This window comes from Rhodococcus sp. PSBB066, assembly GCF_017068255.1.
In the GTDB taxonomy this organism is placed as follows: domain Bacteria; phylum Actinomycetota; class Actinomycetes; order Mycobacteriales; family Mycobacteriaceae; genus Rhodococcus; species Rhodococcus aetherivorans.
Genome location: NZ_CP070859.1, coordinates 2,486,524 through 2,511,733, shown reverse-complemented (window position 1 = coordinate 2,511,733; position 25,210 = coordinate 2,486,524). Strand labels below are relative to the sequence as shown.

22 protein-coding genes and 1 riboswitch are annotated in these 25,210 nt (G+C 70.0%); of the genes, 3 read left to right on the top strand and 19 right to left on the bottom strand.

Going from position 1 to position 25,210, the window contains the following annotated elements:
• Nucleotides 1–53: 53 nt before the first annotated feature.
• The 9 genes from JYA75_RS11550 to JYA75_RS11510 all read right to left on the bottom strand — a co-directional run bounded on the left by JYA75_RS11550 (nucleotide 54) and on the right by JYA75_RS11510 (nucleotide 11,695).
• Nucleotides 54–521: an RDD family protein gene (locus JYA75_RS11550; protein ID WP_168579945.1), complete on the bottom strand. Its 468-nt coding sequence runs from the start codon at nucleotides 519–521 to the stop codon at nucleotides 54–56.
• Nucleotides 518–1,255: a hypothetical protein gene (locus JYA75_RS11545; protein ID WP_029545357.1), complete on the bottom strand. Its 738-nt coding sequence runs from the start codon at nucleotides 1,253–1,255 to the stop codon at nucleotides 518–520. The genes JYA75_RS11550 and JYA75_RS11545 overlap by 4 nt, the downstream gene beginning before the upstream one ends.
• 75 nt (nucleotides 1,256–1,330) lie before the next feature.
• Nucleotides 1,331–1,813 carry a hypothetical protein gene (locus JYA75_RS11540; protein ID WP_185712941.1) on the bottom strand — a complete coding sequence of 161 codons (483 nt, stop codon included), beginning with the start codon at nucleotides 1,811–1,813 and terminating at the stop codon, nucleotides 1,331–1,333.
• 140 nt (nucleotides 1,814–1,953) lie between these two features.
• Nucleotides 1,954–3,756 (bottom strand): helix-turn-helix domain-containing protein, encoded by a 1,803-nt coding sequence (locus tag JYA75_RS11535; RefSeq protein WP_006945521.1) that lies wholly within the window; start codon nucleotides 3,754–3,756, stop codon nucleotides 1,954–1,956.
• Nucleotides 3,757–3,864: 108 nt separating this feature from the next.
• The gene (locus JYA75_RS11530; protein ID WP_203330058.1) at nucleotides 3,865–4,674 is read right to left on the bottom strand and encodes a hypothetical protein; all 810 of its coding nucleotides are present in this window, start codon (nucleotides 4,672–4,674) and stop codon (nucleotides 3,865–3,867) included.
• A gap of 116 nt (nucleotides 4,675–4,790) precedes the next feature.
• Nucleotides 4,791–7,118: a hydantoinase B/oxoprolinase family protein gene (locus JYA75_RS11525; protein WP_006945517.1), complete on the bottom strand. Its 2,328-nt coding sequence runs from the start codon at nucleotides 7,116–7,118 to the stop codon at nucleotides 4,791–4,793.
• Between the two features lie 24 nt (nucleotides 7,119–7,142).
• Complete coding sequence (locus JYA75_RS11520; protein ID WP_006945516.1) at nucleotides 7,143–9,269, bottom strand: hydantoinase/oxoprolinase family protein; 2,127 nt, start codon at nucleotides 9,267–9,269, stop codon at nucleotides 7,143–7,145.
• Nucleotides 9,270–9,299: 30 nt separating this feature from the next.
• Nucleotides 9,300–9,722: an acetone carboxylase subunit gamma gene (locus JYA75_RS11515; RefSeq protein WP_006945515.1), complete on the bottom strand. Its 423-nt coding sequence runs from the start codon at nucleotides 9,720–9,722 to the stop codon at nucleotides 9,300–9,302.
• 53 nt (nucleotides 9,723–9,775) lie between these two features.
• Nucleotides 9,776–11,695: a hydantoinase/oxoprolinase family protein gene (locus tag JYA75_RS11510; RefSeq protein ID WP_185712942.1), complete on the bottom strand. Its 1,920-nt coding sequence runs from the start codon at nucleotides 11,693–11,695 to the stop codon at nucleotides 9,776–9,778.
• Between the two features lie 406 nt (nucleotides 11,696–12,101).
• Here JYA75_RS11510 and JYA75_RS11505 point away from each other — a divergent pair, with 406 nt between their 5' ends.
• Both JYA75_RS11505 and JYA75_RS11500 read left to right on the top strand, forming a co-directional pair.
• Nucleotides 12,102–12,872, top strand: coding sequence for a sulfite exporter TauE/SafE family protein (locus tag JYA75_RS11505; protein WP_006945513.1), 771 nt, complete (start codon nucleotides 12,102–12,104; stop codon nucleotides 12,870–12,872).
• A gap of 65 nt (nucleotides 12,873–12,937) precedes the next feature.
• Nucleotides 12,938–13,696 (top strand): HAD-IIA family hydrolase, encoded by a 759-nt coding sequence (locus tag JYA75_RS11500; protein WP_203330182.1) that lies wholly within the window; start codon nucleotides 12,938–12,940, stop codon nucleotides 13,694–13,696.
• A 200-nt stretch (nucleotides 13,697–13,896) separates the two neighbouring features.
• On the opposite strand, the gene JYA75_RS11495 is transcribed toward JYA75_RS11500, so the two are convergent.
• From JYA75_RS11495 to JYA75_RS11450, 10 genes are all read right to left on the bottom strand, one after another.
• Entirely contained in the window at nucleotides 13,897–14,595 is a 699-nt protein-coding gene (locus JYA75_RS11495; protein WP_050035682.1) for an MspA family porin, read from the bottom strand.
• 63 nt (nucleotides 14,596–14,658) lie between these two features.
• Nucleotides 14,659–15,387: an MspA family porin gene (locus tag JYA75_RS11490; RefSeq protein ID WP_203330057.1), complete on the bottom strand. Its 729-nt coding sequence runs from the start codon at nucleotides 15,385–15,387 to the stop codon at nucleotides 14,659–14,661.
• A 353-nt stretch (nucleotides 15,388–15,740) separates the two neighbouring features.
• A complete protein-coding gene (locus JYA75_RS11485; protein ID WP_203330181.1) occupies nucleotides 15,741–17,087 on the bottom strand; it encodes a bifunctional adenosylcobinamide kinase/adenosylcobinamide-phosphate guanylyltransferase in 1,347 nt (448 codons plus the stop codon).
• Nucleotides 17,087–17,893, bottom strand: coding sequence for an ABC transporter ATP-binding protein (locus JYA75_RS11480; RefSeq protein ID WP_102799912.1), 807 nt, complete (start codon nucleotides 17,891–17,893; stop codon nucleotides 17,087–17,089). Before JYA75_RS11480 ends, JYA75_RS11485 begins: the two co-directional genes overlap by 1 nt.
• A complete protein-coding gene (locus JYA75_RS11475; RefSeq protein ID WP_006945506.1) occupies nucleotides 17,890–18,918 on the bottom strand; it encodes an iron ABC transporter permease in 1,029 nt (342 codons plus the stop codon). The genes JYA75_RS11480 and JYA75_RS11475 overlap by 4 nt, the downstream gene beginning before the upstream one ends.
• A complete protein-coding gene (locus tag JYA75_RS11470; RefSeq protein ID WP_168579952.1) occupies nucleotides 18,915–19,889 on the bottom strand; it encodes an ABC transporter substrate-binding protein in 975 nt (324 codons plus the stop codon). The genes JYA75_RS11475 and JYA75_RS11470 overlap by 4 nt, the downstream gene beginning before the upstream one ends.
• A 79-nt stretch (nucleotides 19,890–19,968) precedes the next feature.
• Nucleotides 19,969–20,112: riboswitch (cobalamin riboswitch) on the bottom strand.
• An 89-nt stretch (nucleotides 20,113–20,201) separates the two neighbouring features.
• Nucleotides 20,202–21,152, bottom strand: a complete 951-nt coding sequence (locus JYA75_RS11465; RefSeq protein ID WP_029545373.1) for a DUF808 domain-containing protein — start codon at nucleotides 21,150–21,152, stop codon at nucleotides 20,202–20,204.
• A gap of 212 nt (nucleotides 21,153–21,364) precedes the next feature.
• Entirely contained in the window at nucleotides 21,365–22,588 is a 1,224-nt protein-coding gene (locus tag JYA75_RS11460; protein WP_006945502.1) for an O-succinylhomoserine sulfhydrylase, read from the bottom strand.
• Nucleotides 22,585–22,995 (bottom strand): rhodanese-like domain-containing protein, encoded by a 411-nt coding sequence (locus tag JYA75_RS11455; protein ID WP_006945501.1) that lies wholly within the window; start codon nucleotides 22,993–22,995, stop codon nucleotides 22,585–22,587. Before JYA75_RS11455 ends, JYA75_RS11460 begins: the two co-directional genes overlap by 4 nt.
• A 62-nt stretch (nucleotides 22,996–23,057) precedes the next feature.
• Nucleotides 23,058–23,486 (bottom strand): membrane protein, encoded by a 429-nt coding sequence (locus tag JYA75_RS11450; protein WP_029545375.1) that lies wholly within the window; start codon nucleotides 23,484–23,486, stop codon nucleotides 23,058–23,060.
• Nucleotides 23,487–23,780: 294 nt separating this feature from the next.
• Between JYA75_RS11450 and JYA75_RS11445 the strand changes: the two genes are divergently transcribed.
• Nucleotides 23,781–25,166 carry an FAD-dependent oxidoreductase gene (locus tag JYA75_RS11445; RefSeq protein WP_203330056.1) on the top strand — a complete coding sequence of 462 codons (1,386 nt, stop codon included), beginning with the start codon at nucleotides 23,781–23,783 and terminating at the stop codon, nucleotides 25,164–25,166.
• The last annotated feature ends 44 nt before the right edge of the window (nucleotides 25,167–25,210 follow it).

Here is a 25,210-nt window from a genome sequence, read left to right as displayed (position 1 = left end):
CTACGAATCCGGCCGGGTTCGAGTATGCCCAGACACGTGTGACGGACGCGACGTCACCTCTCGGCCTCGGCAAGATGCAGGTCGGGTTTCCAGTCGTAGACGACGCTGGTGCGCAGCAGGATGTCCTGCAGGGACCGGCGGCGGCGATCCACCGCCACCCACAGCAGCCCGAACCCGAACATCACGCACAGCCCGGCGCGCAGCCCCGCCCGGACCCATCCGACGAGGTCGCCGTTGCGGCTCACCATCCGCAGCCCCATCACCACCGCGCCGACCGTGCGACCGGTGGTGGCCCAGGACACCGTCAGGTACAGCGACGCGACACCGACGAACACACCGACGGACAGCAGAACGTGTGCGTCGGGGAAGGAGAACTCCTGCGGCGAGAACAGCAACCGCACGAGTACCACGGCGAGATAGATCGCGCCCATCACGGTCAGGACCACGCCGAGGTCGATGGCTGCGGCGATGCCCCTCGTGACGATTCCGGCGGGTCGGTGGGATGGTTCCCGGTTGCTCATGCCGGTTCTTCCGGGATCTCGGCGCGCCCGAACAACCGGCCGACGAACCCGGATACCGCATCGTCGGCGTGCATACCCTGGCTGCGCACGCCGCGCATCGCCTCGGTGGACATGGACCCGGTCGACTCGCGGATGATGGTCGGCAGGTCGACGCCTTCGATCACCGCGTTCGCCAGGCCGATGAGGTCGACTCGCCCGATGATCGCATCCACGTCGATCGTCGCGGCGACGGCGTCCAGGTCGACCCGATCGATGATCGCGCCCACGTCGATCGTCGCCGCAACCGCATCCAGGTCCACCCGATCGATGATCGCGCCCACGTCCACCCGTTCCGCCACCGCGTCGATGTCCACGCGGTCCAGGATCGGTGCGATGTCGACGCGCGCCGCGATCGCGTCCAGGTCCACCCGACCGACGATCCGCTCGACGTCGACGCCCTCGGCGACGGCATCGAGGTCGACGTGGTCCCGCACGACGGCGGTGATGTCGACCTCGTCCAGCGCGGCGCTCACCACCCGGCGCACCACAGCGCGCAGCAACCGGTCCGCGATCTCGTCCCCGGCGCGCAGGGTCTCGGCGCCGCGCGCCTCGAGCGCGACGAGCGCGGGGTCCACACCCGGTAGACGACGTGCCGCGTCGACACCGAACAGGAGCATGCGACGAATCCCGTCGCCCACGGTCGCGGCGGCACCGACCGCCACGCGTACCGGGTCGGGGCCGGTCCTGCCGTTCATACCGACATCAAAGCCCTCCGGCGCCCGAAATGCACGTGGTTCGCGATCGGCCCGTCCGAGGGTCGATCGGACGGTTCACGCGGAGCGGTCCAGCTGCGGCGCAACCCGGAGCGACGCCGGGCCGAATTCGACGGTGACGGACACGGCACCGGAATGCACGAGGAGGGCATGCACCGCCCCGCTGTACCGGCTCCGATGGTCCGCGAGGCGCCGCACATTCGGTACCGGAACCGCGGGGGCCTCCGACACGGGCAACAGGATCTCCGCGTCGAGCCGGCTGCGGCTCCCCTCGATCAGCAGGCCCTCCGCGACCACCCAGCGAACCGGCACATCATGCCGCTGCTGCACGTCGCCCACCACCAGTGCCACGTGCTCTTCGTCGTCGTCCACGACGGTGAGCAGACGCCCTCTCCGGGTTCCGACCGTCAGCGGCACGTCCGATACGAGTTCGGGACCGCCCGAGTCGATCCCCGCCTGATCGAGGAACGGACATCCGTTGGTGCGCAGGATCATTCGCCTCGTGTTCCAGCTGAAGAACGGCTCGTCTGTGGTGTTCACGACTCTCGTTCCTCCTTCACGCAGTCGACGAGATGTGCTATCTCCATCTTCGGCGGGAGGAGCGGTCGCGAACTGTCCCAGATCCGGACAGGGATCCTCGTCGCGGCAACCGGCGCGGCGCGACGATCGCCCGTAGGTGACTACTCGCCGGTGAATCCGAACAGAGTCAGCTTCCGGTACAGCGACGACCGCGAGATTCCCAGCGCGCGCGCTGCGTGTACACGGTTGCCTCCGGTTTCCCGCAGGATCTTGGCGATGAGATCCCGTTCGGCGGACTCGACCGCGTTGAGTTGCCTGCGCGGACCGTGCCGGCACCATTCGGGCAGGTCCTCGACGGTGATGGCGCCCGCAGGCCGTTGTGCGACGGCGCTCCGCAGGGCCGCCTCGACCTCGTGGATGTTGCGCGGCCACGGATAGCGCGCCAGCACCCGCATGGCGTCGGGAGCGACCGCTCGGCTCTGCGATCCGCTGATCTTGCGGAGCACCTGCGCCACGACCCCGGCGATGTCGTCGGTGCGGTGCCGCAGCGCAGGAACGTGCACGGTCCGGTCGAGCGCCGCCAGCAGCGGTGCCAGGGTCTCGGACGGCGGCTCCTCCGACTCCTCCATGGTGGCCACGACGAAGATGTGCTCGGGGACGGGTTCCGCCAGGGTCTCGGCCAAGGTCGTCGTGAGCGGGGCGGGCATGGCCTGGATGTTGCGCAGCACGTACAGGGTGGGGTTGGTGGAGGACACCGTGAGCCCGGACAGGTCGGTCTCGCTCCCGTCCACGAGGATGCTCCGGCCCCCGGCGTACAGGGAGTGGAAGATCTCCGACGCGAGAGACGCCTTCCCCGTGCCCGGTTCGCCGGTGAGGAGCAACTTCGCCCCGGCGGACAGGGCCTCCTCGATCTCGTTGCAGGCGCGCATCCACAGAGCGGAGGAACCGCTCGAGCGGAGACGATCGGTGCCGGCAGCGGCCAGACCGACCCGCCCGGAGTGCAGCCGGTGCTCGCGGACCCGGTTCGGAACGGACGGAAGCGGTGCTGCGGCCGCGGCCGCCTCGGAGACCTCGACGAGGTATCCGGCGGTGTCCTCGCCCGCCAGGATCCGGGTCGCGCGAACCCGGACGGACAGGCCGGTGCCCAGCTCGACCAGTTCGTCGATGCGCGCGCGGTGCCCGATGACGTAGTCGACGTGTTCACCGACACGGCGTTGGTCCTCCGGCGCGAGGAGGGTGTGGGCGAGCGGATTCGCGAGCGACATCGCGCTCCCGATTGCCATGAGGGCCGTGCCGCCGCGAGCGTCGGCCCGCACGAACGCGTCGAACAGCGCGTGCTGGCGGGCGCTCCGGTCCCGGAACAGATTCTGTTCGATCTCCGCCGCCGCGGTCCGCACGACGGTCGTGAGCAGCGGCGAGGAATGCTCGGTGAGGCAGCTGATGTCGATGACGCCGGCGACGCGTCCGCTGAACGGGTCCCGGATCGGCGCCCCGGAGCAGGCGAACGGCTGGAACCGTTCGTGGAAGTGCTCGGCGCCCTCGATCTGCACCGGGCGCCCGGATTCCAGCACGGTGCCGACGCCGTTGGTGCCGATCTGCCCCTCGCAGTAGTCGAATCCCGGCGCGAGGGAGACATGGTCGAGCAACCGTCCGATGGCGCGGGCCCCGTCGAGGCGCATCAGCACCTGTGCCTTGGCGTCGGTCAGGGCGATGCTCACCGGGACGTCGACGGTCTCCTCCGCGAGGCGGTCCAGGACCGGTAGCGAGCACTGGACCAGCCGAGAGGTCCGGTCCACCTCCCCCGCGAACCGGACCTCCCCACCGGACGGTCGCACGCCCGCCGCGGCGGAGCGCCGCCACGACGCGGACACGACAGAGGAGACCAGCGAATCGTCCGGTTCGCCGGAGTCGAGGAATCCGGCCCGGGCGACCGCCACCCGCAGCCGTCGGTCCGCGCTCTTCATCGGGCGCCTCGCCCCGGCACTCTCGTGATGCACGTCACGCCTCCAGGGTAGCGTCCGCCCCCGGGCCGGTGCCGCTCCCCGCGGCACCGGCGTGCAGGTCGTCCACGTTCAGTCACCGTGGCCGTCGAGCCGGGCCAGCCGGGCGAGCACCGTCTCCGGGACCGCATCCGCCGGCAGGTGCGCGAGCCGGAACGCGCCGCGGGCGTCCGGTACGGCAGCGTCGTCGGCGAGCCAGTAGCCGGAGCCGAGGACGTCACCCTCGTGCGCGCCGACCGAGACGGTGTCCTCGCCGCGCAGTCCGATCTCCCACCGGTAGTGCGCGGCCACGTTCGTCACCGGCACGTACGACTGCGGATCGACCGGCGGTAGCGCGGCGGCGGCGGCGGGCGCGATCCGCTCGTCGAGCAGGACCGCCGAGACCGGCACCTCGGCGAAGCCGCGCAGCCAGTCGGCGACGTACATCGCCGCGGCCTCGACGCGGTCCGCGTCCAGGTCCGCGACGTCTCCGGGGTGGGTCGCCGCCAGCCAGGCCCGCGGCGAGGGGATCTGCAGCACCAGCGGCAGCCGGGTCGTGCCGGCCACGGTGGCGGCGAGCGTCGCCACGGCGCGGGCGGTCGCGGCGTCCGCCAGCAGTGCCCGCAACGCGTACCCGGTCCGGGACCGTGCGGCCATCGCCTCGCGCAGGCGCGGGTCGTCCGCCGCGAGGCGGTAGTACTCGCCGAGATCGAGCAGCGTGACGTCCGGTCGCAGCAGCCCGTGGGCCTGGTTGAGGAAGTTCGACAGCGCGGTGGGATCCTCCCAGGGCACCGGGTTGCCGCGGAGCAGGACCCGGCGGCTGTAGTCGAGATGGTCGACGACGAGCGGGACCCGGCGCCCGGAGACCGGCGCGTCGAGTACGGCGGGAAACGAGATGGTCATGTTTCTGACTCCAGGGAGTGGGTGCCCGCACGGTGAGGGGAGCACACGTGCGGGCACCCGGCTTGGGTGGATCCGGTGGCCGGAGCCGGCCGGAACCGGCTCCGGCCGGACCGGTTTCAGGACTTGCGGTGGACGATCTCGCCGTGCTTGGACTCGAGTTCCTTCACCCGGGCCGTGAGCTCGGCGATCTTCAGCTCCCGCCGGTCGGGCATCATGATGATCGGCATCTTGTCGATCGTCGTGGTGACCCGCTCGGCGCCGTGCACGGTGAAGTGCGTGGCGGTCAGTTCCTCGGTGTCGCCCCAGGATCCGTAGTACAGCAGGTCCTGCGGCGGTTCGGGCGTCACGAACTTCTCGACGAACTCGCCGTAGGGCACACCGCGGGAGAGCCGGTCGCGCCGCATCGACGCGCGTAGCGTCTCCGTGGCGTCGACGTCCACGACGAACGTGTCCGGCGCGTACACGACGCCGTAGATGTCGTGCGCCACCTTCGCGGAGATCCGGTCGATCTCGAGATCCGCGACCACGTCCTCCGGGGCGCGTTCGAGCGGATCTCCGTACCCTCCGCCCGTGCCCTGCGAAATCATGTACAGCTCACCGTCCTTGGCGACGTCGAACTGCAGACCCATGTGGCTGGTGCTGTACTCGGCGCCCTCGAAGGGCTGTTCGTTCATCACCTTCTCGATGGACAGGTCGAACCGTTCCGGGTTGCGGCGCAGCTCGTCGTAGACGTTGACGCCCTTGACCGTCGCGAGCGGGTAGGTGTTGCAGCCGTACCCGCCGAACTGTCCGCTGATGGAGGAGAACTTGGCACCGGAGGTCACCGTCATGAAGCCCCACAGCGGGGTGCCCTCGGCCGCCACGATCATCTCGTAGCCCATGCCGCCGCGGTACTTGCCGAAGCCCTGGTTGTCGCGGACGATCCGCTTGCTCACCAGCTGCATGAAGGGCACCTCCTCCTCCATGACCTCCTGCTCGGCCGTGTCGGCCATCGCGCAGAAGAGCGGGGAGACCGCGTCCTCGCCGTCCCGGAACGCCTTGGCGCCGCCGCCCATGCCGTTCAGGTCGGCGCACAGGTTGCCGACCTGGTCGCCGTGCTGGGTGACCCCGCCCCACAGGAAGGTGTTGATCTGGTTGAACCAGGGCGCGATGACGTTGGAGAACTTCTCCGGGTTGGAGAATTGCAGCTTGGCCCAGGGATTCTGGAGCGCCGAGAAGCCGCGGAAGGAGGCCTGCAGCGACTGGCCCATGGGGGCGTCGTAGCCGGCGTCGGACCACGTGTGCTCGTCGGAGATGATCTCGATCGGGCTCATCGCGGAGGTGCAGCGCGGCAGGTCCGGCCACCAGAACGCGAGGATGGCCTGCATCATCATCGACTTGACCGAGCACAGCGGCGAGTTGATGGCCCGGTTCAGGATCTCCGGTCCGCTGCCCCGCAGGTCGATGGTCATCTTGTCGCCCCGGACCGTGATGGAGCAGGCGAGCTTGATGAGGATGTTCTCCTTGAGGGTGGAGTCCATGAACTGGTTGAACCGGACCGTGCCGTCGGGCAGTTCCCGGATGCGCCGGCGCACCTCGGCCTCGACGTCCTCGACGGTGATCCGCAGCGCCGCGACGAACGTCTCCACGCCGACCTCGTCGATGATCTTGTCGACGCGTTCCTGGATGCGCTGGACCGCACCGATCTTCACCTTCAGGTCGGCCAGCTGGAGCTTCGGGTCGCGGACCGAGTGCTGCAGGAAGGTGAGCAGGTCGCGGCGCAGCTCGCCGCGCTCGACGATCTTGAACGGGCTCATCCGCAGGCCGTCGTCGAACGGGGTCTCCGAGCCGGAGGGCATGCCGCCCGGTTCGCAGGCGCCGTTCTCGCCCTCGTGGATCGTGGCGGCCACCCAGGCGATGATGCGGTCGTCCCGGATGATCGGCATGATCATCGACTGGTCGGTGTTGTGGACGTTGCCGAAGCGGGCGTCGTTGTGGATGAACCCGTCGCCGGGGTGGATTCCGACGGTCGGCTCGTCCTTCCAGTACTTCATGATGTACCGGATGGGGTGGTGCAGGATCGCGGAGAAGGCGATCACGCCGTGGCAGGACAGGTAAGTGACGTCCCCGGCCGCCGTGTAGATGGCCGTGGTGAGGTCGCCCCACTTGGCGCCCGGTGCCGCGCCCATCGCCTCGCACATCTCGAAGCCCTCGTCGAGGGCGCCCGCGAGGCGCTTGCGGATGCGGTCCACCTGGAGGGGGTCGACCCCGTCGGCGAGGCATTCCTGCTCGAACTCGCTGCGGGAGGTGATGTGGTGCGAACGCATGATCTCCCGGTCCGGCCCGAGGAACAGCGTCGTCTCGTCCATGAAGTCGTCGACCCACTGCTGCTCCTGCTCGTTCAGCGAAGCGGTTGCAAGGCGCTGCTCCGCAGCGGCTGTGAGGTCGTCGTGAAGTGCGGTCATGGCTGTGTCTCCTGTGTTTCTGCGCTAGTCCTTGAGGAACCAGACGGCGCCCTGCGGTGAGGGTTCGAGGCGCCAGCCCGGCTCGACGAGGTAGGTCGTGTTCTCGGTGGTGACGATCGCCGGACCGGGAATCACGTGGTGGTGACTCAGCGCGTCGGCGTCGTAGATCGCGGTGGTGATCGCCCGGGGATGCGCGACGAAATGGACGTCGCGGTGCCCGACCGGCGTCGGCAGCGTCCGCTCCCCGTCGTGGTGCAGGGAATCGAACTCGACGGTCTCACCGTTGACGTAGGACGCGACCCTGATGGTCTGGACGCGGATGCCGGCCTCGGGTGCGGCCGACCCCTCGCCGTAGCGCTTGGAGTAGATGTCGGAGAACGTACGGATCAGGTGGAGCACGTCACCGACGCCGTGAATCCGGTTGATGTCGAAGGCCACTGCCGTCGTCACGAGCTGGTTGCCGTAGCGCAGGTCCATCTCGAGGCGGTGCTCGATCGCCCCGTCGCCGACACCCTGGCGTCGCAGATCCTCCGCGCCCCGGGCCTCGAGCGCGGCGACGATGTCGTTGAATTCGTCGTAGCTGTCGTAGAGCCCGCGGGTGGTGGCGTTGTAGAGCACCACGTGGACGCCGCGCTCGTGGATGTGCAGCTGCTTCATGTTGCCGGCGCCGCAGGCGGAGAACACCGAGGAGAACGGCGGGGCGAGGATCTTGCGGATGCCGGCCTGGTCGGCGATCCCGCACGCGTGCAGCGGGCCGTTGCCGCCGTACGCGAGCATGGTGAAGTCCTCCGGCAGATAGCCGCGCACCCGCAACTCCTTGGCGATGCCGATCGCCATCTGCTCGTCGACGGACCGCTTGATGACCTTGGCGACGTCGATGACGTCGAGGTCGAGCTCGTCGCACAGCTGTTCCTCGACGGCGAACACCGCCCGCTTGCGGTTGAGCTTGATGAAGCCGTTGGCGTAGTTGTCCGGATCGAGGTAGCCGAGCAGCAGGTCGGCGTCGGTCACCGTGGGGCGCAGCCCGCCGCGGTCGTAGCAGGCCGGACCGGGGTCCGAGCCGGCGGACTCGGGCCCGAGCCGGACCGAGTGGTGGATCCGGTCGTAGCTTGCGATGGAACCACCACCGGCGCCGAGGGTTTCGAGGTGGATCATCGGGACCGAGACCAGCCAGCGGTCGATCGTGGGCTGGAAGTCGTAGTGCTTCACGCCGCCCGCGGGTACCAGTCCGATGTCGAAGGACGTGCCGCCCATGTCGGTGGTGATGATGTTGCCGATCCCCGAGGACTCCGACAGATGCTCGGCGGCACTGACACCCGCGACGGGACCCGAGTGGATGGTCTGCAGGGCATCGGTCGAGTTCATCTGGGCCATGCCGCCGGAGTTGTGGATGATGAGCATCGGCTTGTCGTAGCCCGAGTCGCGCAGGTTGTTCGCGAGCTGGCTCATGGCATGGAACATGATGCCGTGCAGGAAGCCGTCGACGATGGTGGACGTCGCGCGGACGTACTCGCCCTTGCGCCCGGAGACCTGGTGGCCGAGCAGTACCGGGATCGCGCCGAGCTGATGCTCCGGGTACTCCTCCTGGATGATCTCCATGATCCGCAGCTCGTGGGTGGGATTCTCGGTGGCGTTCACCAGCGACACCACGAGCGCCTGCGCACCGGCGTCGACGAGTTCGCGCACCATCGTGCGCACGTTCTGCTCGACGAGCGGGACGACGATCTCGCCGGCGGAGTTGACCCGCTCCTGGACCGACCGGATCAGGCTCCGGTGGACCAGCGGTTCGGGCCGCTCCGCGGCCGGCAGGTTCTGCTGCATCGACGGATCGAGTCCCTCGCCGTATCCGCGGCCGCGGGAGAGCGGGATGGTGTCCTCGAAGCCGTGGGTGACGATGGCACCGACGCGCGGGCCCTTGCGTTCGATGAGGGCGTTGGTGCCGAGCGTGGTCGCGTAGCGGACCGAATCCACCTGGGACAGGACGTCGTCCCGGTCCAGCTCGGCTCGGCGGCAGGCGAGGTCGAGTGCCTCGTTGAATCCCTGCGCCAGGTTGTGGTGGGTGGTGAGGGCCTTGGCCTCGACGTACTTGTCGTCCCAGGCGAAGAAGCAGTCGGTGAAGGTGCCGCCGATGTCGACGGAGATTCGTTTCATGGTGACGAGGTTCCTTGCGGGTCGCGGTGACTAGTGGTGGTTGTGGCGCCGGCCTTCGAACTCGCCCTCGGCGTCCTGGCCGGGGCCGTACGTGACGACCTGTCCGGGATCGGTGCCGCGTTCGAGCCACTGGGCGCGCAAGGCGTCGACGTCCCATTCCATGTCGACGGTCGGGGGGTGTCCCGGCGGGATGTACTCGGTCTCGATCTGGGTGCCGCAGCCGGGGCAGTAGTACTCGAGGATGCGGCAGTACGCCGGGTCCGGCGAGAAGGTGAACTCGTAGCGGTCGGGATCGATGATCGGCTGGTGGATCTCGCGCGGGTCGCGGTCGTAGACCAGGGTGCCTTCCTTGTAATTGCCGCGGGCGCTGCCGAGTTCGTGCCGGCACACCCGGCACACCCACAGTTCGCTGTCGAGGTCGATGACCAGGTATTCGGTCATGGGGATCTGCATGTCGTGCATCCTTCGAACGAGCCTGCGGTCGAACAGGCTTCGGGCTCTGTCGGTCAGTGGGTGTCGGTGAGCAGCAGGTCGCCGCCGGCGGTGACGTCGAACTTCCAGCCCTCCTGCACACGGGCGGTGAAGAAGGGGCCTTCGACGATGGCCGGGCCCTCGGCGGTGGCGCCGGGCTCCTGGTCGGCCAGCGCGAACACCGGCACCGCCCGTCGGCCGCCGGCTCCGAGCACGGTGCGCTCCCCGGCCGCCCGGGGATCGCGGGCCTCGGCGAAGGAGCCGTGCGGGAGCTCGATCCGGTTCATCCGGCGGGTGGCCACCAGGGTCAGCGCGGTGGACGCGCCGGGCAGGAGCTCGACGCACTCGCCGGGTTCGTACGACGCCTCGTCGACCGTGGCCCCGTGCGCATCCTCGGTGGTCAGGGTCCAGGACAGTTCGCAGTCGGTGAGGGCGTGCCCCTCCTGGAACATGTCCCGTTCTGCCTTGGCCAGCAGGTCGGCCACGGCCGCGGCGAGCGTCGCCTCCGCCGTGTCCGCGACGTCGGCCTCGTAGCTCTGCCCGATGTCGGAGAACCCGATCCCGAAGGCGGAGAACACCGCCGCGAGCTTGGGGACGAGCACGCTGCGCACGCCCGCGACCCGCGCCGCGCCACACGCACTCATCGGGCCGGCGCCGCCGAACGCGGCGATGGTGGTCTCGTCGGCCTCCGACACCGCGGGCGCGACGGCGTTGCCCATCGCGGTGAAGTACGCCTGCTCCATCGCGAGCAGCGCCTCGTCGAGGGTGAGGCCGAGAGGTTCGGCCACCGTGGCGGTGACGACGGCGCGGGCCCGGTCCGCGTCGAGGGTGAAGTCGCCGTCGAGGTAGGTGGTGGGGTCGAGGACGCCGAGGAGGAGGTTGACGTCGGTGATGGTGGCGGACGTGCCGCCGAAGCCGAAGCAGGCCGGTCCGGGTGCCGCACCGACGCTTTCCGGTCCGACGGTGATCGCCCCGTCGGTGACGGTGATGATGGAGCTGCCGCCGATGCCGGCCGACTCGACGTTCGACATCGGGAAGGAGGTCGGGATGCCGGCGATCGAGCCGCGGCGGTCGGTGAGGATCTCCCGCCCGGCCACCGTGCCGATGTCGGTCGTGGTGCCGCCGACGTCGATCATGAGAACGTGCTTGAGGCCGTAGATCTCGGCGAGCGCCCGGGTGCCTTCGAGGCCGCCGCGCGGGCCGGACGAGTACGTCTTGAGGGCCACGGACTTCGCGACGCGCGAGGAGGCGCCGTCGTTGCGGTAGATCAGCAGCGGGTTCTTGACGCGGTGGTCACGCAGCCGGTGCTCGGCGTTGTAGAGGAACCGTTCCATCGTCGGGTGCAGGAACGTGTTGATCACGGCCGACCAGACCCGCCGGGCCGGCGTGCGGTCGGTGGTGAAGTCCCACGAGTACAGGAACGGAACCGAGCCGAGCAGGTGGCGCGGGAACTTGCGCAGCAGGATGCCGCGCAGCTTCCGCTCGCGTCCGTCGTCGGTGTCCCCGACGGCGACGACGATGCGGGCGGCACCGTCGGTGGTGAGACGGTTGACCCGGGCGACCAGCTCCCCCTCGAGGTCCGCGGCCTCGGCGTCGACGACGGCCACCCGGGCCCCGACGAGGTCGTCGAACAGCGCCTGCTGCTCGGGGGTGCGGCGCAGCTCGTCGACGAGGTCGGCCGAGTCGGTGATGATGCCGATGCGGGGGCCCTTGCGCTCGACGAGCGCGTTCGTCCCCTGCGTGGTCGAGTAACGGATGTGCGCCGTCGAGTGCAGCAGTGCAGGCAGGTCCTCGGCTCCGTAGATCTCCTTCGACACCTTCGTCAATCCGTCGAACAGGCACTGCGACAGATCGAACGGTGTGGTGAGGGTCTTGGTGAAGCTGAATTCGTGGCCGTCCCAGGCGCAGATGTCGGTGAGCGTGCCACCGTTGTCGATGTTGATGAGTCTGTCCATCGGGTGTCCCCCGTTTCGGGTTGCGGTGATGCGGTTCGAATGAGGAAGAGCATGCGGCCGGACCCGAGGATGTGAAGTGTGCCACTTTCGGACACCCGCTATGACGTGGCTCATCTCCCGCCCTCGGACGCCCCTCGACCTGCGGATTCGAGCGCGCGTCGCCGGAACGGGACCGTTCGGCCCCCGAACCGGCGGGAGGGGTGGGCGGCTCCCGCGGACGGGGAGTGTCCGGAATTGGGACGGTGCACCGGCGGGCCACGACGGCGGGACACCGGCACCCGCGGCGGCCGGTGCCGTCCGCCGGCGATCCACGCGAAAGCCTTGTCGAGACAGCGTATTCGGTGGTACCCGACGCTCCGGGGTGGCGACGACAGGCCACGGCGGCGCCTACCGTAAGGTCGGCTCGGTGACACCGCTCGAACTGTTCCTCGTCGCCCTGGCCGGGCTGGGCGCCGGCGCGATCAACGCGCTGGTCGGCTCCGGGACCCTCATCACCTTCCCGACCCTCGTCGCCTTCGGTCTGCCGCCGGTGACCGCCACGATGTCCAACGCGGTCGGGCTCGTCGCGGGTGGGGTGTCGAGCACGTGGGGGTACCGGCGGGAGCTGCGCGGACAGTGGCCCCGGCTACGGTGGCAGATCCCCGCGTCGGTCTCCGGCGCGGTCCTCGGATCGTGGCTGTTGCTGAACCTGCCCGAGTCGGCCTTCGAGACGATCGTGCCCGTCCTGCTCGTGCTGGCGTTGCTCCTCGTCGTGTTCCAGCCGAAGCTGCAGCAGTGGGTGCTGCGCCGCTCCGGCGGCCCGGAGGAGCAGATCGGCCCCGCCCGGATGACGGCGCTGATCGTCGGCACCTTCGCAGTGGGCGTGTACGGCGGCTACTTCACGGCCGCGCAGGGCATCCTGCTGATGGGCCTGTTCGGCGCGCTGCTGCACGACCACATCCAGCGGCAGAACGCCGCGAAGAATCTGCTCTCGCTGCTGGTGAACGTCGTGGCCGCCACCGCCTACACGCTGGTCGCGTTCGACCGGATCGACTGGACGGTGGCGGCGCTGATCGCCGTGGGCTCACTGATCGGCGGGGCCCTCGGCTCCCGGTACGGCCGCCGGCTCTCGCCCACGGCGCTGCGTGCCGTCATCGTCGTGGTCGGGTTGATCGGCTTGTACCGGCTGCTGGCCTGAGCGGTCGGTGACACACTCGAACGGTGAGCGACGAACCCACACCCGCGCCGGTCTGGAACTACCTGATGGACATGGACGGCGTCCTGGTCCACGAGGAACACCTGATTCCCGGTGCCGACGCGTTCCTGACCGAGCTGCGCGAGAACGACACGCCGTTCATGGTGCTCACCAACAACTCGATCCGCACTCCGCGGGATCTGCGGGCCCGGCTGCTGCGCACCGGCCTCGACGTCCCGGAGAAGTCGATCTGGACGTCGGCGCTGGCGACGGCGACGTTCCTGGCGAATCAGCGCCCCGGTGGCAGCGCATACGTGGTGGGCGAGTCGGGGCTGACCACGGCCCTGCACGACATCGGCTACGTCCTCACCGACAGCGATCCGGACTACGTCGTCCTGGGGGAAACCCGCACGTACTCGTTCGAGGCGATCACCACGGCGATCCGGCTCGTCGAGCGGGGTGCCCGGTTCATCGCGACCAATCCGGATCCGACCGGGCCGTCGCGGGAGGGCTCGCTCCCCGCCACCGGGGCCGTCGCGGCCCTGATCACCCGCGCGACGGGCCGCGAACCGTACTTCGTGGGCAAGCCGAATGCCTTGATGATGCGGTCCGCCCTGCGCGCGATCGGCGCGCACTCGGAGCACACGCTCATGATCGGCGACCGCATGGACACCGATATCGTCTGCGGCCTCGAGGCGGGCCTGCAGACACTGCTGGTCCTCACCGGCATCTCCACCCGCGAGTCCGTGGAGATGTTCCCCTACCGGCCCACCCGCGTCATCGAATCGATCGCGGAACTGGTGGGGCGCACCGCGAATCCGTTCTGAGCGGCATCGAGCGGGCGGTTTCGACGCCGAAGGGGAGGTTGTCGCGCATGCCACTCGGGCGATGCCGCAACAACCTCCCCGTCACCGTTCATCCATGACGCCACTGCCCGGCCCCCACCGGACCGGGCAGCGACGACGCCCCGCCGACGAGAGGATGAGGTTCTCGTCGGCGGGGCTGCTCACCTCTGAAGGCGCCTCGCTCAGCCGATGCTGAAGGGCTGGCCCCAGAGGGTGACCTGCTGGGTCGTGGTCGCGGTGTCGACCGTGACCTTGACGTAGCTGCGGGCCTGTGCGTAGCCGGCGCAGCCGGTCACGCCGAGCGTCGAGTCGCCCCAGGTGACGCTGCCGGTCGCACCCTTGAAGGTGTTGTAGTTGCGGTGCACCTCGGCGCCCCAGGGGTCGGACTGGGTCAGGTCCAGGACCTTGTAGTCGTAGGCCTGGTTCGGCGTCAGGGTGATTCCCGCGTTGCCCGTCACCGAGGCGCCCGCGGTCGGCGTCGAGCTGGTCGAGCTGGCACCACCGGTCAGGCCGGCCCCCGCGCCGAGGTTGGCCGTCATACCGAGCTGGCAGCCGACGATGTAGCCGGGCTGGATCCGACCGCCGAGCTTGTCGGCACCCGGACCACTGATATCCACCTTGGCGGTGCCCGAAACCCACACGTTGCGGTGCAGCGGCGTCGCACCCATCGAGGGCGAGATGTTGGCCTTCTCATCGGTCCGGGTGACGGTGACGGTGATGCCGCCGGGCAGCGTTTGGCTGATCGAGCCGTCCTCCAGCGGAACGAAGGTGTCGGCATTGGCCGCACCGACGGAGGCGAATCCGATCGCGACGGCGACGGTTGCGCCGACACCGGCGGACTTGAGCGCGCGGCGCAGGCCGGTCTTGAAGCTGGTCTTCATGGTCTCTCTCTCGAGGTTCTACGCTCGTGCGAGCGAGGGTAAGGAGGGGTGGCCTGGAGATGCTCAGCCGATGCTGAACGGCTGGCCGTACAGGGTGGTCTTTTCGTAGTTGTTACCCGTGACCTCGAGGACCGTGTACGAACGAGCCTGCGCGTAGCCGCCGCAGCCCTGAGCGTCGATCTGCGCGTCCTGGTACTGGATCGTGTACGTGCCGTCCTTCTTGATGGCCTTGCTCTCGACACGCACGAACTTGACCTGGCCGGCACTCATCGGCACCGAGATGTTGGCGGAACCGCCGGCAGTACCGCTGGCGCTCTCGGAGACCAGGTTGGCGGACAGACCCGCGTTGAGGCCCAGGGTGCCCGAGAGCTTGCTGATGTCCACCTGGCAGCCGACGATGTAGCCGGCGGTCAGGCGCGGCACCCCGTCGGTGGAGGTGCCCTGGGTGCCGTTCTGGTTGACCGAACCGTCGGGGTTCTCGGCGATACCACCGTTGGACGGACCGGCCTCCGCATTGGCGGGAACACCCTTGACGTCGGCGGTGACCGTGCCGGACACCCACGCCACCCGGCCTGCACCGTTCGCCGCGAGCGACGGCGAGATCAGGGCGCTCTCGGCAAAGCGCTTGATGACGTTCCCGCTCGGAGCGACGATCTCGCCGTCGGGCAGCGGAACGAAGGTGTCGGCGCTGGCCACACCCGCGGACAGGAACCCCAGGGTGATCGCGGCGGCAGCTGCGACACCACCGATGCGTGCGCCGCGGCGGAGGCCGGACGTGTGCTTGATACTCAATTCATTCCCCTACTCAGGTGTGCGGTTACCCGGGCGCCCCCGGGCACGGCTGATCACGGCCGCGGGCGGCCGCCGCGGTCGATTCGGATGTGCCTTCTGGTCAGGTCGGGCGAGATACCGGTCGGTTTCTCGCACAGGCGGATTCAGGTGTCGTTGGCGTGCTGCCCCGAAGGGCACTGTGGACCGACACCCCCGCTCGGACCCCAGTTCGTTTCGGAACGATAACACGCCCGATGCGAAGGGTCACTAAACAGTTACGGCTGTGTTCCAGATCACATCTGCACACAATCGTGTGCGATCGGAGGTTTATGTGTGACCGGGAATCCGACTTGCACAGAACGAAGTTCGATGCTCTAGCGCAACCGCATCGGAATGCCCGCCACGACCAACGTCACCGCCTCCGACTCGGCGGCCACCCGCGCGTTGAGCCGCCCGAGCAGGTCGCGGAACAGCCGGCCCGACGCCGTCGGCGGCACCACGCCGCTGCCGACCTCGTTGCTGACCGCCACCACCGGCACGGCACACGAACGCCACGCCTCGAGCAACTGCTCGACGTCCGCCTCGACCGCGGCGACGTCGCCGCCCGACCACACGTCGTGACGGTCCAGGCGGGCGGTGAGCCAGGTTCCCAGGCAGTCGATCAGCAACGGCTCGCGCGACCCGCGCAGTACGGATGCCACGTCGTCGGTCTCCACCGTCGTCCACGACCGCGGCCGACGGGCGCGGTGCAGCGCCACCCGCTCGGCCCACTCCGCGTCGCCGTCGCGCGTGCCGCCGGTCGCCACGTACGTCACCGCCGGGAACGATTCGAGCAACTCCTCGGCGTGCCGCGACTTGCCGGAGCGGACACCGCCGAGTACCAGGGTGCGCTGCGGCGCAGCGGCTTTGCCGGTCGTTTGTCCCACCGTCGTCACCTCACCGTCGTCGCCCGGTCGCGCCCCGCAGGCCGCCAGGCGGATCCGCAACTGCGCGACCGGCGGGTTGTGGTGCCCCAGATGCACGGCCACCACATCGGTCCGCTCGGTCACCGCCCCGCACGCACGCAGCGCCCCCACCGTCTCGCCGAACGCGGGCAGCGTGTGGTGCGCGTCCCCCAGATCGATGCGGTCACCGAACGTCTCCTCCAGGAAGACCGCGTCGTACCGCGCGCCGGCGACCCGCTCGAACCAGTCCGCGGGCAGCGGGCCGGTGTCGCACGCCCACAGCAACCGGTCGCCGCCCGGGCCCTGCACGTCGTAGAGCACCGAGTCTCCCTCGCTCAGGACCCGGTGGGCGGCGGGCAGGACCCGCACCCGGTACTCGCCCACCGTCAGCACGTCCCCCGCCGCGACGGGCACGAACCGCACCGCGTCGGTGGGACCCACCCAGTCCCGGCACTGGTCCAGCGTGTCGGGGGGTCCGATCACCTCGATCTCGAAATCCACTGTCGCCCAGGCACGGAACAGCAGCGCCTGCGGGCCGAGATGGTCGGGATGCGAATGGGTGAGCAGGATGTGCCGCACCCCGGCGAGGGTGCGGCCGTGGCGCAGGGCCGCGCGCGGCGCCTCGGGCCCGCAGTCGAGCATGAGGACGTCGTCCACCAGCGCCGCCGTCTGCCCGCGTATCTCGCCGCGGGCGGCCGCGTCCGAGCACGATGCGCACGTGCAGAACGGATTCGGCCAGCCGTCGGCCGCACCCGTGCCCAGCAGCAGGACCTCCATCACGAACCCTCCGATTCGGTTCGGCCGGAACAGCTCCCGCGAACCGGCACGATGGCCGGTCCGGAACCGGGTCGGTCCAGCACCTCGACGCGCGCGCCGTACACGTCGGCGATCCGCCGGGCCGTCAGCACCTGCCGGGGCGTGCCGTCGGCGACGACGCGGCCGTCGGCGAGCAGCACCAGCCGTCCGCCGTACAGCGCCGCCGAGGTCAGGTCGTGCATGGCCGCGAGGACGGTGAGCCCGTTCTCCGCGCGCATCGACTCCACCAGGTCCAGCACGTGCTGCTGGTGGCCGATGTCGAGGGCGCTGGTGGGCTCGTCCAGCAGCAGCACCTTCGGCTCCTGCGCGAGTGCGCGCCCGAGCACCACCCGTTGCAGCTCACCGCCGGAGAGCTCGGTCGCCGGCCGCGCGGCCAGCCCGCGCAGGTCGAGGCGGTCGAGCACCGACTCGACCACCTCGCGGTCGTGCGCCGACTCGGTCGCGAACCGCGGCATGTGCGGGGTGCGGCCGAGCCGGATCAGGTCGGCGACGGTCATGCCCTCGGGCACGACCGGCCGCTGCGGCATGAGCGCCACCGTCCGGGCCATCGCCCGGCGTCCGGCGTGGGCGGGGTCCAGGCCGCCGACGCGGATCCGGCCGGTCGCGGGCACCAGGCCCGCGAGCGCGTGCAGCAGCGTAGTCTTCCCACCGCCGTTGGGTCCGACGAGGGCGACCCACTCCCCCTGTCCGACAAGCAGGTCCACCCCGTGCAGGACGGTCTTGCCGCCGCGGGCGACGCTCAGGCCGTGGCAGTCGACGGCGTTCACGACACCCCCCGATGCCGGCGCAGCACGACGAGGAAGAACGGGGCGCCGACGGCCGCGGTCACCACGCCGATGGGCAGTTCGGCCGGGGACATCACGGTCCGGGCCAGCACGTCCGCCAGGACGAGGAAGGCGGCCCCGATCATCAGCGACAGCGGCAGCAGCAGCCGGTGCCCCGGGCCGACGATCAGCCGGATCGCGTGCGGCACCACGATTCCGACGAAGCCGATGAGCCCGCTGGCGCCGACCACGGCGGCGGTGCCGAGGGTGGCCACGCACACCAGGACCAGCCGGACCCGGGCCGGGCTCACGCCGAGGCTCGCGGCCTCCACGTCGCCGACCGCCATCACGTCGAGCATCCGGCGGTGCAGCAGGATGACCGCGGCGGACACCACGACGTACGGCAGCACGACGACCACGTCGGACCAGCCGTCGGTGCTGAGGCGGCCGAGCAGCCACGTGTACACCTGCCGCAGGGTGTCGTCGTAGAGCTGCTGGACGAACGTCTGCGCCGCATTGGCGAACGCCGCGACCGCGACGCCGGCCAGGATGATGACGACCTCCGAACGCATCCCGCCGACGCTGCGCCCGAGCGCGTACGTGGCGGCGACGGCCACCAGGCCGCCGGCGAACGCGGCGACCGGCACCCCGGCGGCACCGAGCGCCCCGCCGAGCGCGATCGCGAGGGTGGCGCCCAGGCCCGCCCCGCTCGACACACCGAGCAGGTATGGATCGGCCAGCGGGTTGCGGAACACCCCCTGGTAGGTGGCACCCGCGATGGCGAGCATCGCGCCGACCAGCGCGCCGAGCGCCACCCGCGGCATCCGGATGTTCCACAGGATGGCCTGCTGCCGCGTCGTCAGTCCGGAGTCGACGTCGACGAACGGCAGGGCGTCGATCAGCTCGAGGAACACGCCGCGCACGGTGAGCCCGGCGGGGCCGACGAGCACCCCGACGTGCAGCGCGACCACCAGGACGAGGGCTGCCGCGCCGAGCACCAGGGCCGGGTGGCGCGCGGCGCGGGTCACCGGGTGGGCTGCGCGGCGGGTTCGGACGCGGGCGCGGCGGCCACGATCGTCCCGAGGTGCCGCACGAGGTCCACGACCCGGGGTCCCCAGCGGCTGGCGACGTCCTCGTCGAGCACGTGGACCTGGCCGGACCGGACGGCCGTCAGCTCGCCCCAGCCGGCGCGGGCGGCCACGGCGTCCGGGGTGACACCGCAGCACTGCCCGTCGGCGAGGAAGATCAGGTCGGGGTCGGCGTCGAGGACGTACTCGGCGGACAGCTGCGGGTAGGCGTCGGCTCCGGCGGCGTCGCCGATCGAACGCAGGCCGAGCATCGAGTAGATGCCGCCGATGAAGGTGCCGCCGGTGACGCTGTAGTAGGTGTCGTCGAGCTCGTGGTAGTAGGTCAGCGGGGCCGGGCGCGGGGGCAGCCCGGCGACGACCTCGTCGATGTCGCTGCGCATCGAGGCGACGAGTTCGGCCGCGTCGCCGACGTGCCCGGTGGCGGCGCCGAGCTGCTCCATCTGCGTGTACGCCTCGTCGAGGGTGGTGGCGGCGGGCAGCAGCAGCGTGGGGACGCCGGCCGCCTCGAGGCCGGAGACGAGGTCGCCGACGTCGTCCATGGCGACCACGAGGTCCGGTTCGTAGCCGAGCACGGCCTCGACGTTCGGCGAGTATCCGGACAGGGCGGTGACGGGCGCCTCCGCGGGGAAATCGGACTGGTCGTCGACCGCGACGACCTGGTCGCCGGCGCCGACGGCGTAGAGCATCTCGGTGGCGGTGGGGCTGAGGGAGACGATCGATCCGGGGACCGCGTCGAGGGTGATCGCGCCGTCGCCGGAGCCCACGGTGACCGGGAAGGTGCCGTCGCCGGACGACGCGGAGGCCGGGTCGGATCCGCCGCTCGAGCCGCACGAGGCGGCGAGCAGGGCGAGCGCGGCGAGTCCGGTAGCGAACAGCCGGCGGGCGGGCGCAGTGGGGGCAGGCACAGCCATCCTCCGTGAGGCGGAGGACGAAAACAGCACGGCTGCAACGGATCACCGTTGCGGCACGACACCGTCCTTCGTCCGAGGACCAGTACGTGACCGCCGCGCCGGCCGACCTGACTCGTCCGGCAGCGCGCTGCCGGCCTCACAGTTGCGGGACAGTGCCGGATTACACCGGACTTCACCGATACGCTGCGGCACCCCGCCGGCAAGCGGGGTCACCGCAGCGTATCGCAGGACGCCGGGTCCGGGGACGGCGGCCCGACGCCGTCTTCGACCGGTTCCCCACCCCGGTGACCCCATCGGAGGACGTCGACATCGTCAGTGCGCCGCGCCGCGCTTCTTCCGTTTCGGAATCAGGTGCGCGATCAGGACGATGATCGCGCCCACGACGAGCCCGACGAGTGCGGACGCCACGGTCCCGGCAGTCCAGGACAGCACACCGCCGAAGCCGCCGTGCACGAGATCGCCGAACCAGTGTTCGAGATCGTGGAGGCGGTCGGCCGGCCAATGGAATCCTGCCTCGCCGACGTTGACGAGCAGGATGTGGCCACCGACCCACAGCATCGCGGCGATCCCGACCACGGTGAGCACCGTCATCACCTTCGGCATCGCGGCCACGAGCCCCCGCCCGAATCGTCGGCTGAACGACGATCGGCGTCGGGCGAGCGACAGGCCCACGTCGTCCATCTTCACGATCAGCGCGACCGCGCCGTACACCAGGGCGGTGATGAGGATCGCGACGACGACGAGCACCAGCAGCCGGGTGAGGAACGGTTCGTCCTCGACCGACGCCAGGGAGATCACCATGATCTCGGCCGACAGGATGAGGTCGGTGCGGATCGCGCCGCTGACCATCGACTTCTCGAACTCCGGCCCGCTCTGCCCCGCAGTCGCGTCCTCGTCGTGGTGACCACCGGTGAGTGCTTCGTAGACCTTCTCGGCCCCCTCGTAGCACAGGTACAGACCACCGGCGATCAACAGGTAGGGCAGCGCCTGGGGCAGGAACTGGCTCAGGAGCATCGCCACCGGCAGGATGATCAGGAGCTTGTTGCGGATCGACCCGGTCGCGATCTTGCGGATGATCGGCAGTTCTCGATCGGGGGTGAACCCGTGCACATAGCGCGGGGTGACGGCGGTGTCGTCGACGACGACACCGGCCGCCTTGACCCCGGCCTTGCCGGCCGCGGCGCCGATATCGTCGATGGACGCCGCGGCCGCCTTCGTCAGTGCCGCGACGTCGTCCAACAGGGCGACGAGACCACCAGCCACGGGAACCTCCCACAGTTCGGCTGTGCAGAGCCGATCGAACGACACGCAGTTGCGGGTCGACTTGTACGTTACCGAAGCACACCCGACCGCCGAGCCGGCTCTCCTTCGGTGTCCGGTACGGCCGGTGTCATCGACTCGGCAGGCCCAGGGGGTCGGAGTCCGCGATGCCGGTACGGCCTCGACGTGGCTGTCGCCTCCGACGTGGCAGCGGGCTACTTCAGCGCCTGCTCGAAGTCCTCGAGCAGGTCCTCCGGATCCTCGAGCCCCACCGACAACCGGACCACACCGTCGGACAGGCCGATCGCCGCCCGGCCCTCCGGACCCATCGCCCGGTGCGTCGTCGTCGCGGGGTGGGTGATCAGCGACTTGGCGTCGCCGAGGTTGTTGGAGATGTCGACGATGCGCAGCCCGTCGAGCAGTTCGAACGCGCGCTTCTTGCCCTCGCCCTCCGGGGCGTCCAGCTCGAAGGTCACGACCGTGCCGCCGCCGCTCATCTGGGACCGCGCCAGGTCGTACTGCGGGTGCGACTCGAGGAACGGGTACTTGACCCACTTGATCGCGGCGTGGTCCTGGAGGAAGCGGGCGATCCGCCCGGCCGACTCCACCGAGTGCCGGATCCGCAGCGGCAGTGTCTCGAGGCCCTTGAGCAGGGTGTGGGCGTTGAACGGGCTCAGCGCCGGGCCGGTGTGCCGGATGAGCTGCTGCACCGGGCCGTCGATGTAGTCCTGCGGGCCGAGGATCGCCCCGCCGAGCACGCGGCCCTGGCCGTCGATGTGCTTGGTGCCCGAGTACACGACGATGTCGGCGCCGAGATCCAGGCTGCGCTGCAGCAGCGGCGTGGCGAAGACGTTGTCGAGCACCACCTTGGCACCGGCGGCGTGGGCCATCTCGGAGACCCGGCGCACGTCGACGAGGGTCTGCATCGGGTTCGACGGCGTCTCGAAGAAGACCGCGGTCGTGGGCACGGACAGCGCCTGTTCCCACTGGTCGAGGTCCTCGCCGTCGACGAACACCGTCTCCACGCCCCAGCGGGGCAGGATCTCGTTGCACACCACGAAGCAGGAGCCGAACAGGCTCCGGGCCGCGACCAGGCGATCACCCTTGCCGAGCAGCGCGGCGAGGGAGGTGAACACCGCCGACATGCCGGAGGCGGTGGCGTAGCAGCCCTCGGCGCCCTCGAGCAGCCGCAGCCGCTCCTCGAACATCTTCACGGTCGGGTTGCCGTACCGGGAGTAGACGAAGTGGTCCACGTCGCCCGTGAACGCCTGCTCCGCGGCCTCGGCCGATTCGTAGACGAAACCGGAATTGAGGTAGATCGCCTCGGAGGTCTCCTCGAATCCGGACCGCATGGTGCCGCCGCGCACGCCGAGCGTGGCGGGACGCACCGATGCCGGCAGCGGCCGCTCGAAGGCGCCGCCCCTGGGAATTGCGCTCACGACTGCCTCCACGGCAGGCCCGCGGCCCGCCAGCCCTCGGCTCCGCGATGCCTCTCGGCATCGAGGCCGCCTTCGAATCCTTCGACGATGTTGTACGACGGGGCCAGGCCCGCCGCGGTGGCCGCTTCCGCGGCCGCGATGGAACGCTGTCCCGAGCGACACAGGAACACGACCGGCCCGCCGGTCACGCCGGCGTCCTTCAGCTGCTCGACGAACCCCGCGTTGCGGGCACCGTCCGGGTAGCGCACCCACTCGACGAAGACGGTGCGGCGCCCGATGGGAGAGGTCTCGGGAACCCCCACGTATTTCCATTCGGCGTCGGTACGCACATCGACGAGCACGGCGTCCGGGTTCTCACGCAGCAGCTCCCACGCTTGCTGCGGCGTTATATCACCTGCGTAGCTCACCGCACCAGCTTTTCACAGTTCGCGGCGAGCCGACCAGGCGGGCGGGTGGCGCCGGTCCCCGATCAGAAGGTGCAGACCCGCCAGACGTCGTCGATCCGGACGAACTGCCACGTGGCGGTCTGCTCGTTCCCGTCGAACCGGGCGCGCACGTCGGCGGTTCCCCGGTCGCCGTCCGCCTCGACGTTCTCGACGCCCTCGAGCTGCACCTCGCCGTCCACGCCGGCCAGCGGGGCCCGGTCGGCAGGGAGCCCGTCGCAGCGCAAGCGGTCCTGCGCGGGGGCGTCACCGGCGTTGTGCGCGCGGACGTAGTCGTCGACCGTTCGCACGACGAGCTCGGTCCCGGAGGTGCTGCTGTCCGACGGCGACACCAGCTGGGCGACGAACACCCCGACGACGAGCACCACGATGATCGCGAGCGCCGCGAGGAACGGCGTCGCGCTGCTGCGGTCCGTTTCGTCCGGGTCGGGTTCGGGTGCGCGTTCGGCTGCCATGGGGCGATCCTAGGCCGCGCGGGCACGGCCCTCCGCGGGCGCATTTGCCCCAATAAACCCTCTCGAGGTAGGAATTGCCCATGGCCTCTACGCACCTCGTTCGACGTCTCGCCGTCGACCTGTGTCGAGTGAGCGCCCACATGTGTTGTCGCTGAAGCGATTTCTCGTCACGCCCGGTTTCGTCGCGCAGTTCCTGCCGCTCCCGCGTGCCCATGGCAGCCACCCCTGCCGGCTCCCTTCCTCAATTAAGCTGAACCACGTCCGTCCGCACACCGAAGAGGTAGTTGACCCCTGATGACCGATCAGACTCGTCCCCTTCGCGTCGCGATCGTCGGTGCCGGCCCCGCCGGTATCTACGCCGCCGATGCGCTCATGAAGTCCGACACCGAGGTCAGCATCGACCTGTTCGAGCGGATGCCCGCCCCGTTCGGTCTCATCCGTTACGGCGTGGCCCCGGACCATCCGCGCATCAAGGGCATCATCACCGCGCTGCACAAGGTGCTCGACAAGCCCCAGGTCCGGCTGCTCGGCAACCTCGACTACGGCACCGACATCACCCTCGAGGACCTGCGCCGCTTCTACGACGCGGTGATCTTCTCCACCGGCGCCAACGCCGACCGCGCCCTGAACATCCCCGGCATCGAACTCGACGGCAGCTACGGCGCCGCCGACTTCGTCTCCTGGTACGACGGCCACCCGGACGTGCCCCGCCACTGGCCGCTCGAGGCCGAGAAGGTCGCCGTGCTCGGCGTCGGCAACGTCGCCCTCGACATCGCCCGGGTGCTGGCCAAGACCGGCGACGAGCTGCTGCCGACGGAGATCCCCGCCAACGTCTACGAGGGCCTGAAGAACAACAAGGCCGTCGAGGTGCACGTGTTCGGCCGCCGCGGTCCCGCCCAGGCCAAGTTCACCCCGCTCGAGCTGCGTGAGCTCGACCACTCGCCCACCATCGAGGTCATCGTCGATCCCGAGGACATCGACTACGACGAGGGCTCGGAGGCGGCGCGCCGCAATTCCAAGCAAGTCGACATGGTGGCCAACACCCTGCAGGACTGGGCCATCCGCGACGTCGGCGACCGCCCGCACAAGCTGTTCCTGCACTTCTTCGAGTCCCCCACCGAGATCCTCGGCCAGGACGGCAAGGTCGTGGGCCTGCGCACCGAGCGCACCGAGCTCGACGGCACCGGCAACGTCCGCGGCACCGGCAAGTTCCGTGACTGGGAGGTCCAGGCCGTGTACCGGGCCGTGGGCTACCTGTCGCAGAACATCGCCAAGCTGCCGTTCGACGAGCAGGCCGGCACCGTGCCCAACGAGGCCGGACGCGTCGTCGCGGACGACGCCGCCGAGGGCACCGCCCGCTACCTGCAGGCGACCTACGTCACCGGCTGGATCAAGCGCGGCCCCGTGGGCCTGATCGGCCACACCAAGGGCGATGCGAACGAGACCGTCGCGAACCTGCTCGCCGACCGGGCGCAGGGGCTGCTCAATACCCCCGAGGACCCGTCCGAGGACGCGATCGTCGCCTTCCTCGAGGACAAGCAGCTGCCCTACACCACCTGGCAGGGCTGGTACCGCCTCGACGCGCACGAGCGCAGCCTCGGCGAGGCCGAAGGCCGCGAGCGCGTCAAGGTCGTCGAGCGCGAGGACATGTTCCGCGCCTCGGAGCCGCACAAGGCCTGACGCCACCCGCTCCCCCGCCGTGGCCGAATGTCACATCGTGTCGT